Raw genomic sequence first — 15,790 nt, 5'->3', positions numbered from 1 at the left:
AGGGGATAATTTAATGGAGAAAAAAAATAATAGACGAGCCTATATTGTTATGTCGATTTTATCAGTATTTATTGCTTTTCCTGTTGTTTGGATGATTTTAATGTCCATACGTCCAAATGCAGAAATATTTAGTGTACCGCCACATATTATACCTAAAAAATTCACTTTGCAAGCGTATAGAGCAATTTTCACAGATTCTAAAACTTTAAGATTTTTCTTTAACAGTTATTTTATAGGTATTGTGGTAACATTGGTATCATTATTTTTAGGTATACTATCAGGATATGGATTTTCTAGATTTAGATTTAAGGGTAAGAAGATTATGAATGTGTTTATAATAATGTCACAGACTATACCACCAATCTCACTTCTAATTCCATATTATATAATGATTGTTTCTTTTAAATTATATAATACTTATACGGGATTAGTTATTACATATGCTTCATTTTGTTTACCTTACTGTATGCTTATGATGATATCATATTTCAACACTATATCAGAGCAAATAGATGAAGCTGTAATTATAGACGGGGGAAGTAGATTTTATGCACTTTGGAGAGTATTAGTACCTATAGCTATACCGGGAATAGTTTCTACAGCTATATATTCATTTATGCTCTCTTGGAACGAGTATTTATTTGCATTGACATTAACTAAGTCAGACGTTATGAGAACAGTTCCTATAGGAATATCATTGCTTCAAGGAGAAAATCAAACTAATTGGAGCGTTATGATGAGTATGGCTATTGTTGGTAGTGTACCAATATTAATATTATATTTAGTAGCACAAAAATATTTTGTTTCAGGGTTATCAGCAGGGTCTGTAAAAGGTTAATAATTAGATTTATTATAAAAATTTTAGGGAGGTATTATTGTTATGATGAAAAAAGTTATGTCTTTGTTTCTGGTTGGATTACTTAGTATTTCTTTAGTGGCTTGTGGTGGAAACAACACAGTGAATGCTGGAAAAACTGATAATAGTGATACTGAAACATCAACTACTGAATCTGGGCAACTTAAAGGAAAAATTGAGTGGGTAAACTGGATGGGTGAATTCCCAGGTGGGGCAGAATTAATCATTGAAAAATTTAATGAAGAGTATCCAGGTATTGAAGTTGAGTCAGTAAGTGTTGGATTTGCAGATGTTAGAAAACAAATTATTTCTAGATATGCGGCAGCACAAGATGCAGACGTATATCAACTTAATATGCCATGGTGTAAAGAATTAGTTGATTTAGGTGCACTAGAACCATTAGATGAATTAATGTCAGCAGATGAAACTTTTGATGCAAGTAAATTGGTACAAGAGCCAATGCAAAAGATTGATGGAAATTCATATATGCTTCCTCTAACAGCTATGCATTTTGTTTTGTTCTATAATGAAGATCATTTCAAAGAAGCTGGTTTAGAGCCACCAACAACATGGGAAGAAATGAAAGCTGCGGCTAAAAAATTAACTGATTCTGATAACAATAGATATGGATTGACATTGTCTATGTCATCATCTGGAGCAGCTAATGGACCTATCCTTTCAATATACCCAATGTTATATACTGCTGGTGGAAGAACAATGAAAGATGGAAAAGCAAATATTAATACACCAGAAATGCTTAAAACTCTTACTTTATTCAACGATTTATATGCAGATGAGGTATTCTTACCTGGAGTTCTTACAAAAGCTGCCAATCAAAGTATAGATGATTTCATCAGTGGAACAGCTTCAATGATGATTCAACCTTCAACGCACATAAATACAGTAAGAAATAGTGGAACTGATATGAACTTTGGTGTAGTAGCAGTACCAGTACCTGAAGAAGGTGGAGTACCTGCAACAAGATTACATGGTTGGGAAGTAGGTATTGGAAGTGGTAGTGAAAATAAAGAGTTAGCATGGACATTTATTAGCTGGCTTACAAGTGAGGAAATTAACGCATGGATAGCAGAAAAAGCTGGACAATTACCAGCTAATCTTAATGCAAGTGCAGATTATATTAATGACGATCCATTAATTAAGAAAACTTTTGAAATGATGAGTGAACTAGAAGTAGTTGAAGAATTAATGTTGACTCCAAGATCAACTGACACATGGAGAGTATTTACAGAAGAAGTTCAAAAGATGTTCCTTGATGACATTTCTCCTGAAGAAGCAGTTGAGAATATTCAAAAGGGTTGGGATGACATTTTTGCAGGTAATTAATTAAGATTTAATTAAAAAGCCACTCCCTGGTTTTAACAGCAATTAGGATGAAAAATCAAAGTATATTAAATAAGAATGTTTAGTATACTTTGATTATCATTATGGAAGGAGTTTATATAATGCAAAATAGAGTTACTTTTGGAAGGCAGATAACTAATAGGGATAAATTCAAAAAGAAGTATGCTGCATACGGTTATGTACTTCCTGCAATATTGATATTAGTAATGTTATTGCTTTACCCTATAATACGAGTTATAGGATATAGTTTTTTTGATAATGTACTTGTAGTAAAAGAATCCACTTTTGTCGGGTTAAAAACATATGTTGAACTTTTTCAAGATGAGAAGTTTATAAACTCTTCATGGAATACGTTGGTATTCACTTTGTTTAGTGTTATTTTCCATGTTATATTGGGATTGACATTTGCCCAATTACTTAATAGAAAAATGAATAGAATTGCCTTATCTTTTTTTAGAACAATATTTATATTACCTTGGATATTTACTGCTGCAGTAGTAGCTGTAAACTGGCAACTTATATTATCGCCACTTGGAATAGTAAACTATATATTGAAAAATATTCATATTATAAGTGCGAATATTGAATGGTTTGGAGATCCTAAAATCGCAATGGTTTCTTTAATTATTGTTAATATATGGAGAGGGTATCCATTTATGATGATTTCACTTCTAGCGGGACTTCAAAGTATACCATCATCATTAAATGAAGCAGCAAATGTTGATGGAGCAAATGCATTCCAACGTTTTATTCATATTACAATTCCACAATTAAAACCTATCTTAATTAGTGTTGGCTTACTTGATATAATATTTACTTTAAGATTATTCCCACTAATTTGGTTAACCACAGGTGGTGGACCTGTTGGTGCTACAGAAACAATGGCAACATATCTTTACAAATTGGCTTTTTATGAATATGAATATAGTAAAGCATCAGCTTTAGCTGTTATTATACTTTTATTTACTAGTGTAATCGCTGTTTTCTATGGTAAACATCAGAAATCAATTGATAATTAATATTAGTTTTGAACTATAAAGTACTAAATTTATTGAATGGAGTGGATAGAGATAATGGTGAGAGTTAATTTTGATAAATTTCTTGATAGCTTAAAAACTGGTGAATTTAGAAAAAAAGGATTAGAGTGTAGGTTTATACCTGAAAAGATTGTCATTGAAGAAGAAGTAAATGTTTATCAAGGAGAGGTAAATGTATATTCTGATATCTTTTATAATGAAAAAAAAACGAAAACAAATAGACCAGTAATTATATTTGTTCCAGGTTTTTCGGAACATAAAACTCAATTCTATCCTCAAGCAGCTTATTTTTCAGAAAAGCATAATGTAGTAAGTATTATTTTGGATTTAAGGGATTTTCAAAACAGGAAATTCCCGGAAGGTATCAAAGATGGGGTTAGATTGCTTAATTGGATATATTTAAATAATAAAGAATATTCAATTGATCTAGAACAAATATTTTTAGTGGGTGGATATATTGGGGGCAGCATTTCATCCATGTTGGCAGCCTCAAATGGAGAAAAAATTGATTTTATTGATAATGAAAGAGAATTTCCTTGGGGAATAAATAAAGCTGTATGTATGGGAACACCTTTTGATTTTACTAGTAGTGTTGAACTTTGTGAAAGGAAAGACCAACGATTAGTAATCTATTTTGGGAGTGAATACATTAATAATCCTGAAATTTATAAAATTGGTTCATCAATTCATTATGTTAGTAAAAATATGGCAAATACTTTAATACTAAACGGTGATAAAGATGAATTAGTTTCAATTAAGATTGCAGAAGATATGTACAAAGAAATAGCAAAAGTAGGTTCTCAAGGTGATTTACTGGTTTTTGAAGGTGAAGGACATGGATGGTTTAACAATAGTCCAGGAATATTTAATGTTATAGGTACTATTGAGGAGTTTTTAATTAGAGAAAATTAAAAAATATTAAAAAAGAGAAGGGTAGGGGTATTATGAATATAAAAGAGACTTTTAGTAATCCGATACAAATAGGTTTAATTGTTGATGATTTGGATACTACATTGGAGAAATTTGAAAAGATATTTGGGATAGGACCTTTTAGAGTTGTGGATTTTCCACCAGAAGGTGAAGAAAATATAACAATGAAGTATAAAGGTGAGGATGAGAAATTTACAGCTAAGTTTTGTTTTTATAATCTAGGAAATATTGAATTTGAAATAATTCAACCATTAACAGGTAAAACAATTTGGAGAGACTTCTTAGATGAAAAAGGACCTGGTTTACATCACATAAAATTCCTTGTTCCTACCCACGATGAGAGTAGAGAATACTTACTTGATAATGGTTTTAATATATCACAAATGGGATCATCAGTAGGGAAAAACGCAGGAAAAGAGTGGGTATTCTATGATACTGATGATACTCTTGGTTTTGCTCTTGAGATGATGAATGAAATAGTAAAAAAATAAGAAAAGGTGATAAATAAATGGCTATATTACTAGGAATAGATATTGGGACTACGAATTGGAAAGCGGTAGCTTTTGATGAGAATGGTGAAATACTAGCCCTAAAAAAAACACCGACTAAAACAAAGTACGATGATCAAAAAAGAGGATATTATGATCCTATTGAATTGTGGAATGAAACAGCTACTTTAATAAGAGAAGTAGTAAAAGAATTAGATGGAGCAAAAATAGATGCTTTATCAGTAACAAGCATGACAGAGGCAATTGTTCCTATTGATGAAAATGGAGAGCCTTGCTTTAACATAATGGCTTGGTTTGATACCAGAGCTAGAGAACAGGCAGAAAAAGCTGTTGAAATAATAGGAAAAGAAAAATTATTTAGCATAACAGGTTTAGAACCAAATCCAATTTTTCCTATTTTCAAAATAATGTGGATAAAAGACCATTATCCAGAAGTATACGATAAATCAGTGAAATTCTTGCAAATGGCCGATTATATTTATTGGTGTTTGTGTAGAAAATTTGCTACTGACTTTACAATTGCATCAAGAACACTGGCTATGGATTTAAATAAAAATGCTTGGTCAGAGGGAATATTTGATAAGTTAGATCTTAGAAATGATTTATTTCCTGAAATATTCAAAAGTGGAACTGTGTTAGGGAATGTAACAGAAGAGGCTTGTGAAAAAACAGGATTATCTAGTGATACACCTATAGTTGTTGGAGGGCATGACCATCCATGTGCTACTTTAGCGTCAGGAATAAAGCCAGGAATGAAAGTAATGGATTCATCAGGTACAGCTGAAAGCTTTTTATTTGTATCAAAAGTAGATTCAAAAGTTCCAGATAAATTTGATGGTCTTAGAATTGCTAGGCATCTTGATCCGAGATATTATGTATCATGGGGTGGGATTATATCCTCAGGAGTATCTGTACTTTGGGCTATGGATAATATTCTTTCTGCAAAGAAAATAGCAGAAGAAAAAGGTGTTTCTTATAATGATGTGGTTTCAGAACTAGTTAAAGAAGTAGAAAATGTTCCTGTAGGTGCAAATGGAGTAATGTATATACCTCATCTTAGAGGAAGTGGAGCTCCAACTTGGAACCCAGCTGACAAAGGTACGTTCCTTGGCTTAAATGCGACAACTACAAGTAATGAAATGATAAGAGCGGTATTTGAAGGACTTTCTTTTCAAGCTAGAATGATATTGGAACTACAGGAAAAAACGGCTGGAGTGATTGCAGAATCTATTTGTACAGTGGGTGGAGGAACTAACTTTACACTATGGCAACAAATAAAATCAGATATCACAGGTAAAGTAATAGAAATTCCAGCCGTAGAAGAAGGTACTGCGCATGGAGCTGCTTTATTGGCAGGAGTAGGTATTGGTGTATACAAAGATATGCATGAAGCTTCAATGAAAGTAGCTAAGATAAAGAAAAGATACTATCCAAATCCTGAGATAAAAGAGAAATATGATGAGTTATATGAGATATTTAAGGATGCATGTGTTGCTGTCTCAGGTATTAATAACAGATTAGATAATATTTCTTAACTAAGCTTATATCGGAAGGAATGAAAAAATATGAAATTAGGAATTACTGTTTCTACTTTTAAAACTCAATTTGGTCCTATTATTTTTAGAGGTGGAAATATAAAAGAAGATTTAAAAAATATAAGACAATTAGGTTATGAAGGTGTTGACTTATTTATTGACAGAAAAAGTAATAGTGAACTTGAGGAACTAGGTAAACTATTTAAAGAAGAAAACATTGAAATACCTATGATGTTAGCTATTTTTCTTGCTGAAATAGGAGTTAATCTCTCTAACAAAGATAAAGCAAAAAGAATTGAAGGTATAGAAGAGTATAAAAAACAAATTTTATGTGCAGAAAAAATTGGGGCTAAAAGAATGGCTGTAGGCTTCTTAAGAGGTATGAAGGATGAGGGTGTATCGTTACAACAGCATTATGAATTGCTTGCAGATAGTTTAAGAGATTTATCTGATTTCTCTGCTAATCACGGAGTTACTATATGTCTAGAGCCTATTAATAGATATGAAGTAAATAATATAAATACTGTTGGACAATGTGTGGATTTTATTAACGAATATGATTTACCAAAAATCAAAATTCTTGCTGATACTTTCCATATGAATATAGAAGATGCGTCTGTTCAAGATTCAATAATAAAAGCTGGAAGTATGATTGAACATATACATATTGCTGACAGTAATAGATTAGTTCCTGGAAAAGGACATTTTGATTTTGATTCATTCTTAGGTGCGTTAAAAGAAATAAACTATAAAAATTACTTAAATGTTGAAGCTTTTTCAGGTGACGATATTCTTAAAAATTCTGAAGATGCAATAAAGTTTATGAAATCAAAAATATATTAATAGAGAGGATGATTTAGAATGGCTTTATATACAGTAAAAGAACTATTATCAAAAATACCTAAAGAATCAAAGTGCGCTGTCGGAGCATTTAATGTTCACAACATGGAATATACACAAGGAGTTATTAGAGGAATAGAAGAAGAAAATGCACCAGCAATTTTAATGATAGGATCAGGTATGATACATTATTTTGGGCTTGAAATGTTAACAACAATATGTTTAGAAGCTGCTAAAAAGAGTACAGCACCAGTTGCAGTTTTACTTGATCATGGAAGAGATATGGAACATATTGATACTGCAATAGAAATGGGATTATCTATTATGTTTGACGGATCTCATTTACCTTATGAAGAAAATGTTCGTCTAACTAGAGAAGTAGTTGAAAAAGCTCATGCTAAAGGTTTATCTGTTGAAGGTGAAATAGGTAGCTTATCAGGGGTAGAAGATGGAGTTAGCGGATCAGAGAATATGACTGATCCAGATCAAGCCGTTGACTTTATAGAAAGAACTGGAATTGATGTATTAGCAATATCTATTGGTAACAGCCATGGATTATACACAGGTCCTCAAAAAATTGATGTAGAAAGATTAAAAGCTATTAAAGCGAAGGTAGACATTCCAATAGTTTTCCATGGTGGTTCAGACCTTGAGGAAAGCTTAACTAAAGAAGTTATCTCAGAAGGAATATCTAAGTTTAATATTGCTACTGACCTTAAGATTGTATTTAGTCGTACACTTAGAGATACACTTACAAATGACTTAGAAGCATACAATCCACCAGATGTATTCAATAATGCTAAGGATGCAGTATGTCAATTAACAAGAGAAAAGATTCAATTATTCGGAACTTCAGGTAAAGCAGAATTATATAAATAAACTTTTATCAGAATTAAGATCACGAAAAATTAGCGAAAATCATATGATTTTTGCTAATTTTTATAAAAAGAAAGAGGTGTTATCTTTGTTTGATACTTTAAATAATGAACCATTGGTTTTAAAACATAATCGTATAAAAAGAGCATATACAGGTGGTAAACTTCTTGATTGTTGGCAAGGAATTAAGCCTGAAAAAGATGGAAATATGTCAGAAGAATTTTTGATATCTACAGTAGAAGTAACAAATGTTGATAAATATGATGGGGAAGGTCTAAGTATGACTGACCTTGATGATGGAAGTCAAGCTTCATTAAAAGCAATAATAGATTCAAATCCTGGAGCTTTCTTAGGTGAAAAATACTTTCACAAAAATGGGAATCAAATTGGAGTTTTAGCAAGAGTAGGTGATTCTAATGTAAGATTAGTTATACAGTGTCACCCTGATGCAAAATGTGCTAGAGAATATCTGAATTTCCCAAGCGGAAAGTCAGAGGTTTGGTATATCGTAGATACGAGAGAAATAGATGGAGAAAAACCTCATACTTATGCAGGATTTAAAGAAGGGGTAACTAGAGAACAATGGAAAGATTTATTTGAGAAGCAGGATATTCAAGGAATGCTTGATGCAATGCATAAAATTTATATAAATAAAGGTGATGTAATCTATGTTAAAGCAGGAATGCCTCATGCTATGGGTCCTGGTGCTGTATTCTTAGAATTACATGAGCCAAGTGATTATACCCTAAGATTAGAGAGAGATTACCTTGGAATAAGAACTTTTAATGAGCAAGAAATACACTATGGAATGGGTTATGAAAAATTATTTGATTGTTTTGATTACACAACTTATACTGATGAAGAAATAAAAAACACAGTAATTGTTAATGAAAAAGAAATAAATAGTGCTGATGGTTCAAAAGAATATGAGTTATTATCTCATGATTATACCGGATGTTTTGCTATGAACAAAGTTGATATTCAAGGTGAATATACAATTGATAACAATTTTGAGCACAGTATCGCAATTGTTGTAAAGGGTAATGGTTATATATGTGGAAATGGAAAGAAGAAAGAAGTTAATCAAGGACAAGGTATATTCATACCTAATGGATTAGAAAAAGTTACTTTTGAAAGTTTAAAAGATGAAAAATTAGAAGTTATAGTAGGATTCCCACCAAAAATGGATTAGAAGGGATGGTATAGTGATAACATACATTTATGTAATGCTAATATGTGTGGGAGGTTCATTGATTCAAGGACTCTCAGGTTTTGGGTTTGCTATGTTTGTGATGTTCTTTTTACCATTTATTATGCCACTAAAAGCTGCGGCAGTTGTTACAGGGGTGCAGACTTTATTTATGGGTGCTTATGTTTTAACTAAGTTCAAAAAACACATTGATTATAAATTAGCAATAGTTCCTCTGATATGTTCACTTGTTTTTGTACCAATAGGTGTATATATTTTAGTTTTTGGTGATGAAAATATTTTAAAAAAAGTGCTTGGATTTACAATAATAATTATTTCGATTTTCTTATTTATAAATAGTAAAAAAGAAATTAAAGTAAAAACTAATATAAAGAATGGAATAATTTCAGGTTCGCTAAGCGGTATAATGAGTGGAATGTTCAATGTAGGAGGGCCACCATTAGTTGTATATTATTTGTATGGAGCTAAAGACAAAATGTCATACAAAGCCACTCTGGAATTTAGCTTTTTATTACGTTCCTTACTGATAGTTATTACCCATTTTATTTATGGGAATATTGATTTAAGTATTATGAAACTTTCATTAAGTGGTATTATTGGAACTTTAATAGGTACTATGATAGGATTGAAGATTTTCAGAAAAATAAATAATAAAAATTTGAATGTTTCAGTGAACATATTGATGTTAGTTTTAGGATTACTTTTGATTTTGAATTTGTAATATGGCTAGATTATAATAATAAATTAAATAGGAGAAAAGCTTTAGTGATTAAGTTAAACTACTGCTTTTCTCTTTTTTTTCATTTAAATAAAGCTTTAACAAATTGTGATGGAGTAACACCTTCTAGCTTTTTAAATAAAGTACTAAAATATCGTGAATCAGTATATCCAACTGCTTCACAAACTTCATAAATCTTCATATATCTGTTTTTTCTCAAGATATCTTTTGCCATGTCAATTCTATATTGTGCTAAGTATTTGGAAAAAGGTTGTCCAGTAGTTTTGCAAAATAAAGTACTGAATCTTGATTCACTTAAATAAACACTGTTTGAGACTTCACGTAATGTTATAGGCTTAGAATAATTCTTTTGTATATATTCTAAAGACTTTTGTATTGAAGCATTAATATTATTATGAAAACTTAAATGTTCGATATTTTTAATAACGAGATGTTTCATAATATTATACAAATCTCTAACGCTTTTTGTATTGATTATTTTATTTGGAAAATCTTCTTTAGGTTGATTTATTGAAGATATGTCGGTATTTTCAAAAAATGTTTCTAAACGATTGCATATTTTAATGCAATAAAGTTTTAATTCAGATGGAGGTATATCATCTTTGTTATATACAAAATATTTAAAAGCTTCTTCCAATAAATGAAGTGATGTTTCTGTATCTTTTAATTTTATATGATTTATAAGTTTCTTATCAAAAATACCTTTGTTAAAATGTAATGAGATATTAGGGAGTTTTTCATATGAAATTATAGAGCTATTGTTGTCAAATATATAATATCTTAATGATTTAATGGCTTCATGGTATGAAAATTCTAATTCATAAATCTCTTTATGCGCAGTACTGATTCCTATTACTGCGTCAAGACCTAAGTTTGAATATAACTTAGTAGTAATTGTTTTAGCTTCTTCAGCTATTTGTTTAAGTAAGAAGTCTTTGTCATTACCTACTTGAAAAAATACTATTTGCCTCTTTTCAGGAATATTGATTACAATTTTCTTATTTATTAAACTATCTTTTATGTAACTATCTACATATGAAAAATAATTAATATCTTCACTTATAATTTCATCAAATTTATCTAAATTGTTAATTGCTAGTATAGAAAGGACAAAGTATTCATTATTATCTACAATTCTACAATCTGATAAATTGGACAATTGTATTTTATGAAAGACTGGTTCAGTATCTATGAAAATATGGGTCATGATTTTTTCAGCTTCAGTATGTTCTTTTAGCAATAGTTGTTTTCTATCGTTTTTAATCTTTTTTATACAGTCTTTTAAGGTTTCTTCTAAATCTGCTGGATTAAATGGTTTTAGAATATAATCAGATGCTCCCAGTTTAATAGCTTGGCGAGTATATTCAAAATCATTGTAACCAGAAATGAAAATAATATATGGGAATAAATTAGCGTTGTGTAAAAGTTTTATCATTTCAATGCCATTTAAAGTTGGCATTTTTATGTCAGTCAATACAATGTCGGGCTCTTTAGCGCATATTAATTCAAATCCTTCATCTCCATCAGGAGCTGACCCAACTATTTCAATATTGTCTTTGTCCCAATTGTAGTTATTTATTAGTCCATTTCTGATTATTTCTTCATCATCAATGATAATTGCTGTATACATATCTTCACATCCTTTACTACTAATTTTCGTTATTTATAAAAGGGATTTCGATAGTTACTATAGTTTCTTCATCTTCTTTACTTTCTATATTAAAATAAAAATTTTCTTTGTAGAATAATTTGACTTGTGTATATATATTTTTAAGTGCGAAATTTTTATTATTATCTGGAAACCCATTCTTAAAATAATAATTAATATTATCTAAATCCTTTTGATCCATTCCAGGACCATTATCTTTAACACAAAACCTAATAGAGTTGGCAATTTTCATAAATTGAATGGAGACCAATCCTCCAGATTTTCTTCTATCAACTCCGTGAATAATAGCATTTTCAACTATAGGTTGAAAAATATGTTTCAGAACATAAAGATGTTTAACGTTTTCATCAATATCAAATATAATTTTATATTTTTCTTTGTGACGATAGAGTAATATATTCACATAATTATCCAACATAGAAACAACCTCGTCAACAGTTATAATATCTTTGCCATTACTTAAGCTTATTCTAAAAAATCTAGACAAAGATAATATCATATTACTTGCGTCTGTGCTGTCTTCTTGTTGTGCAAGCCAATAAACAGAATCTAATGTATTATATAAAAAGTGTTCGTTTATTTGAGTTTGAACATACTTTATTTCAGTTTCTTGTTTTTGAATTTGTTGTATATAATTATCGTTAATAAGAGTATTAATGTTTTTGGTCATTTCATTAAACTTATCATAAATATAGTTTATTTCTTCATGTTTGTTTATAGGTAATTGTAATGTGAAATCACCTTGTTCAATTTTTTTCATATGATTAAAAAGTTGGTTTATTGGCGCATATAATAATTTACCAATAATGAAAATTATAATTGATAAAAGGAATATTATAAATAAGTATAAATATAAAATATAAATTCGTGATGTATAGGCTCCCTGAACTATGGTGTTATATGGAGTCTCGGAGAAATATGTCCATCCAGTATAAGGAGAGCTATAATAAGTGATTAATTTATTTTCACCATTTAAAACATTTACAAAATGAAAATTATTTTTAGTAGCTTCCTTAAAATTTAGTTTAGATAAGTAAGTGTTTTTTTGATGCTTATTGATAATTTCTCGATTTGTAGATGAAATTATTTTTCCTTCATTGCTAATTATATGTATATTTGTGTTATCGGACATATCTATATTTTTTAATAAATCATATATTATATTTTCTAAGATATTGACTGAAATAATCCCAGTGGAATTATTTTGGAATAAACGTAATTTACTATAATATGAAACTATATATGAATCGTCATTGTTGTTTACGGGGGTTGAAATGGTCCATTTATTTACGTTCCTTCCATGATTATAATTTTGAAACCAATCTGTATTTTGTATATCATATCGGAATATATTGAAGTTTATATCTGAGGAGGTATAAAAGGCATTATTATTAATATTATATAAATAAACACTTTCAACATATTTTTGATTTTGCGAATAATTATAAATATATCTATGTAGATAATTAATTGTTGATATGTCTGAGTAACTAGTTACTTCATCAATATTAACAATTTTAGGGAATTTATTAATGAATTCCTCATCCGATAATGCTGCATAAAAAGAGTGTTTTGCAGAATTAAGAATATCATCAATATGGTTTGATGTGATTTTTAAATTGTTATGCAGCAATTGACTTTCTTTGTTAATGGAAAATGATTCTAATTTTTTATATACAGTAAAAGAAACTAATAAAAATGGAATCACTATTATAAGAATTAATATTAAAAGTATTTTGATTTTTAATGAGTGTATAGAATTCCTGAGCTTTTTAATCAAGGCAACACCCTCTTTATCATAATGAAAGCTTAAACATAATTGTATAATATATCATATAGTATATATTATATAGACAAAATGTAATAAAATCAATTAAATTTGATAAAAATCCAAACGATTGGAACAAAAAACATAAAATTAATTAAAGGGGTCTGAACAATCAATAGATTCTTCAGACCCCTTTAACTAATTTACCATCTCTTCACTAAATTCATAACCCTTTTTTCCCATTCCCATAAGCGTTGTGGTTCATGCCTTACAGTACTTATATCTTTTAATATAAACTCTAATGGTGAATTATTTCTGCGTGCTGCATCCATAGTATGCTTTATATCATCCTCAATAATATCCCACTGCATTCTATCTGTAGCAAGATTAGCTGGTGTTGGCTTATTGGATATTACATAATCTGAACCAATTTTTTCAGCTGCAATATCAATATCGCACCAAGGACTGCAAGAAATTTTTCTTACATTAGGTATTTCTTTAATCATATCAAGACGATTGTGTAATGGCTCGCAACATCCGTAGTAAACAGCACCAAAACGCTCATATATCTTTTTTACATAATTAAACTCAAATTCTTGGTGTAAAGCAGGACTAATACTTACAAATATTTGAGCCATACCACTTGTCCAACAATCCTTTGCTTTAGGCATATCTGGATTAAAATCTTTTGTTAGCGGATCCTTTGTATAGTTATGAGAACAATGTGTATAAGGTATAAATGGATCCAATAATCCTTTTGCTTCTAACTGGTCTATCATTTCTAAATTAACTTTTGTAAAGTGATCCATAATTGCATGAATAAACTCTGGTCTATCTATTACTTCATATAATACATTCTGAGGTCCTATCCATTTAGCAAGTTTATCCCAAAGAGCAAATGAAGGAACATGCCCTTCCATTCTTACTGGAACGATACCATCAAATATTAACTTGGCCATTTCTTCACGCTCTTTACTACATTTTTTATCTTCATTTATAATTGGAGTTTTAATTTTTTGAATATCCTCTTCAGTTTTCAACTGATTATTATAGCTATGCCCAACTACATCATTTGCCTCATCACTCACTGAAATATCTTCATCTGCTTTAATACCAAAGCCAGTGTTCTGAATTGCTCTTGGAATTGATATATATGGGTCAACTACCATATCAGCTCTCATGTGATTCCACTTATAGATAGTTTGGCGCATATTGTTTTCAATAATACGTAAAAATGGATCTTCTGTTTTTAGTGTGAGTTCATCATTTACATTCATCTCATGCCAAGGTATTTGATCAATTAATACCATTGGTCTCTCCATTTTAAAATCATTTATAGATTGCCATAGCTTCTTTTTAGCATCATTGACTGGTGAGGCTATAATCTCAGCGTACTGTCGTCCTAATTTCCTCAGAATTTCCATTTCTTTTTTATTCATTCTTCATCTTCTCCTTAGATATATTTAATACAGTTTTAAAACTGTATTATTTGTACCTCTTGATACTTTAATTATAAGGAGTATAAAAATATTAATAAACTACTAAAAGTTACTTTAAGGTTGCTTAAAGTAACTTTCTTTATATAGTGAGGGTGCTATTTTTTTTTGGTTTTTAAAGAATCTTGTAAAGGCCTTTGTATCAGTAAAGCCTACTTTACGTGCAACAAACTTAACTTGTTCTCCATTAATTAATAATCTAGATGCCTCAAGAGCTCTAATATAGGATATATATTTTTGTGGGGTTTGTCCTACATATTTACTAAACAATCTAATAAAATATCTTGTATCAATATTTAGAATTTTTGAAAGTTCACTGTTGGTTAGATTTTTATTGTAGTTTAAATAAATATAGTCAATAATCTTTTTTATCCTCGTATCTTCAATAAACAGAAGATTTATATTTTTAAATACTAATGCTAACAAGCTATTTAATATATTGATAATTATATAAATTTCATTATTTTTAGTTACAAGTCCTTCTAAAGCTTTAAGTAAATTATCATTAATCTCATATTTATATATTTTATCTTCAATTAAGTTATTAAATAATAAGTCGCTTAAAGTAACATGAAACCACTGGCACTTGAGAGGGTTTTCTATGTTATGAGTAATCTTATACTTTTTATAAATAGGGAATATATATAAACATCCTTTTTTTAGTGTAATTTTCTCCATATCACTTTCATATACAGCATCACCAGAATATACAAAATATATTCTATGATAAGTACAGGATTCTTCTTCTACAAACCAGTTACGCTGACATTGTGATAGTCCATATAACAATAATTTATCTATTTGAATATGTTTATCCATATTATCAAACATTCCTTTCGTTTACTCAAGGGACATAATTAATTGTATGAAATTTTCATCAATTTGCTTTGTTGTTATAGAAGTAACGCTTTTATTTATTATATTATATCATAGAGAGGACAATTGATATTGACATTAAGTAAT

14 protein-coding genes are annotated in these 15,790 nt (G+C 29.5%); 10 read left to right on the top strand and 4 right to left on the bottom strand.

All coding sequences use genetic code 11. The features are described 5' to 3' along the window. The first annotated feature begins 13 nt into the window (after nucleotides 1-13). The 10 genes from ACQ3F0_RS21720 (at nucleotide 14) to ACQ3F0_RS21675 (ending at nucleotide 9,876) form a co-directional block, all read left to right on the top strand. A complete protein-coding gene (locus ACQ3F0_RS21720; protein ID WP_428867824.1) occupies nucleotides 14-838 on the top strand; it encodes a carbohydrate ABC transporter permease in 825 nt (274 codons plus the stop codon). Nucleotides 839-880: 42 nt separating this feature from the next. Next, nucleotides 881-2,200: an ABC transporter substrate-binding protein gene (locus ACQ3F0_RS21715; RefSeq protein WP_428867823.1), complete on the top strand. Its 1,320-nt coding sequence runs from the start codon at nucleotides 881-883 to the stop codon at nucleotides 2,198-2,200. 119 nt (nucleotides 2,201-2,319) lie between these two features. Beyond that, nucleotides 2,320-3,237, top strand: a complete 918-nt coding sequence (locus ACQ3F0_RS21710) for a carbohydrate ABC transporter permease (RefSeq protein ID WP_428867822.1) — start codon at nucleotides 2,320-2,322, stop codon at nucleotides 3,235-3,237. A gap of 54 nt (nucleotides 3,238-3,291) precedes the next feature. Further along, nucleotides 3,292-4,167: an alpha/beta hydrolase fold domain-containing protein gene (locus tag ACQ3F0_RS21705; RefSeq protein WP_428867821.1), complete on the top strand. Its 876-nt coding sequence runs from the start codon at nucleotides 3,292-3,294 to the stop codon at nucleotides 4,165-4,167. 32 nt (nucleotides 4,168-4,199) lie between these two features. Then, nucleotides 4,200-4,676, top strand: a complete 477-nt coding sequence (locus ACQ3F0_RS21700; protein WP_428867820.1) for a VOC family protein — start codon at nucleotides 4,200-4,202, stop codon at nucleotides 4,674-4,676. 17 nt (nucleotides 4,677-4,693) lie between these two features. Then, on the top strand, nucleotides 4,694-6,229 hold the full coding sequence (locus ACQ3F0_RS21695; RefSeq protein WP_428867819.1) for an FGGY-family carbohydrate kinase: 1,536 nt from the start codon (nucleotides 4,694-4,696) through the stop codon (nucleotides 6,227-6,229). Between the two features lie 30 nt (nucleotides 6,230-6,259). After that, nucleotides 6,260-7,072, top strand: a complete 813-nt coding sequence (locus tag ACQ3F0_RS21690) for a TIM barrel protein (RefSeq protein WP_428867818.1) — start codon at nucleotides 6,260-6,262, stop codon at nucleotides 7,070-7,072. Between the two features lie 18 nt (nucleotides 7,073-7,090). Next, the gene (locus ACQ3F0_RS21685) at nucleotides 7,091-7,948 is read left to right on the top strand and encodes a class II fructose-bisphosphate aldolase (protein ID WP_428867817.1); all 858 of its coding nucleotides are present in this window, start codon (nucleotides 7,091-7,093) and stop codon (nucleotides 7,946-7,948) included. 85 nt (nucleotides 7,949-8,033) lie between these two features. Then, complete coding sequence (locus tag ACQ3F0_RS21680; protein WP_428867816.1) at nucleotides 8,034-9,137, top strand: class I mannose-6-phosphate isomerase; 1,104 nt, start codon at nucleotides 8,034-8,036, stop codon at nucleotides 9,135-9,137. 34 nt (nucleotides 9,138-9,171) lie between these two features. Next, nucleotides 9,172-9,876, top strand: a complete 705-nt coding sequence (locus ACQ3F0_RS21675) for a sulfite exporter TauE/SafE family protein (protein WP_428867872.1) — start codon at nucleotides 9,172-9,174, stop codon at nucleotides 9,874-9,876. A 79-nt stretch (nucleotides 9,877-9,955) separates the two neighbouring features. Here ACQ3F0_RS21675 and ACQ3F0_RS21670 read toward each other — a convergent pair whose 3' ends face one another. The 4 genes from ACQ3F0_RS21670 to ACQ3F0_RS21655 form a co-directional block, all read right to left on the bottom strand. Further along, a complete protein-coding gene (locus ACQ3F0_RS21670) occupies nucleotides 9,956-11,524 on the bottom strand; it encodes a response regulator (protein WP_428867815.1) in 1,569 nt (522 codons plus the stop codon). 19 nt (nucleotides 11,525-11,543) lie between these two features. Then, nucleotides 11,544-13,343 carry a sensor histidine kinase gene (locus tag ACQ3F0_RS21665; protein WP_428867814.1) on the bottom strand — a complete coding sequence of 600 codons (1,800 nt, stop codon included), beginning with the start codon at nucleotides 13,341-13,343 and terminating at the stop codon, nucleotides 11,544-11,546. Between the two features lie 191 nt (nucleotides 13,344-13,534). Continuing rightward, the gene (locus ACQ3F0_RS21660) at nucleotides 13,535-14,770 is read right to left on the bottom strand and encodes a hypothetical protein (RefSeq protein WP_428867813.1); all 1,236 of its coding nucleotides are present in this window, start codon (nucleotides 14,768-14,770) and stop codon (nucleotides 13,535-13,537) included. Nucleotides 14,771-14,884: 114 nt separating this feature from the next. Continuing rightward, complete coding sequence (locus tag ACQ3F0_RS21655) at nucleotides 14,885-15,646, bottom strand: helix-turn-helix domain-containing protein (RefSeq protein WP_428867812.1); 762 nt, start codon at nucleotides 15,644-15,646, stop codon at nucleotides 14,885-14,887. Nucleotides 15,647-15,790 lie beyond the last annotated feature (144 nt).

It is taken from the genome of Clostridium sediminicola, assembly GCF_050402865.1.
GTDB classification, from domain to species: Bacteria; Bacillota; Clostridia; order Clostridiales; family Clostridiaceae; genus Clostridium_AF; species Clostridium_AF sediminicola.
The sequence above is the reverse complement of the archived record's forward strand: the minus strand, read 5'-3'. Positions and strand labels throughout refer to the sequence as shown.

What these genes read in the sequence shown, in the direction of transcription:
- ACQ3F0_RS21670 (WP_428867815.1), bottom strand. Translation starts at nt 11,524, where the DNA reads ATGTATACAGCAATTATCATTGATGATGAAGAAATAATCAGAAATGGA.
- ACQ3F0_RS21720 (WP_428867824.1), top strand. Translation starts at nt 14, where the DNA reads ATGGAGAAAAAAAATAATAGACGAGCCTATATTGTTATGTCGATTTTA.
- ACQ3F0_RS21710 (WP_428867822.1), top strand. Translation starts at nt 2,320, where the DNA reads ATGCAAAATAGAGTTACTTTTGGAAGGCAGATAACTAATAGGGATAAA.
- ACQ3F0_RS21655 (WP_428867812.1), bottom strand. Translation starts at nt 15,646, where the DNA reads ATGGATAAACATATTCAAATAGATAAATTATTGTTATATGGACTATCA.
- ACQ3F0_RS21700 (WP_428867820.1), top strand. Translation starts at nt 4,200, where the DNA reads ATGAATATAAAAGAGACTTTTAGTAATCCGATACAAATAGGTTTAATT.
- ACQ3F0_RS21675 (WP_428867872.1), top strand. Translation starts at nt 9,172, where the DNA reads ATGCTAATATGTGTGGGAGGTTCATTGATTCAAGGACTCTCAGGTTTT.
- ACQ3F0_RS21715 (WP_428867823.1), top strand. Translation starts at nt 881, where the DNA reads ATGATGAAAAAAGTTATGTCTTTGTTTCTGGTTGGATTACTTAGTATT.
- ACQ3F0_RS21660 (WP_428867813.1), bottom strand. Translation starts at nt 14,770, where the DNA reads ATGAATAAAAAAGAAATGGAAATTCTGAGGAAATTAGGACGACAGTAC.
- ACQ3F0_RS21705 (WP_428867821.1), top strand. Translation starts at nt 3,292, where the DNA reads ATGGTGAGAGTTAATTTTGATAAATTTCTTGATAGCTTAAAAACTGGT.
- ACQ3F0_RS21695 (WP_428867819.1), top strand. Translation starts at nt 4,694, where the DNA reads ATGGCTATATTACTAGGAATAGATATTGGGACTACGAATTGGAAAGCG.
- ACQ3F0_RS21685 (WP_428867817.1), top strand. Translation starts at nt 7,091, where the DNA reads ATGGCTTTATATACAGTAAAAGAACTATTATCAAAAATACCTAAAGAA.
- ACQ3F0_RS21690 (WP_428867818.1), top strand. Translation starts at nt 6,260, where the DNA reads ATGAAATTAGGAATTACTGTTTCTACTTTTAAAACTCAATTTGGTCCT.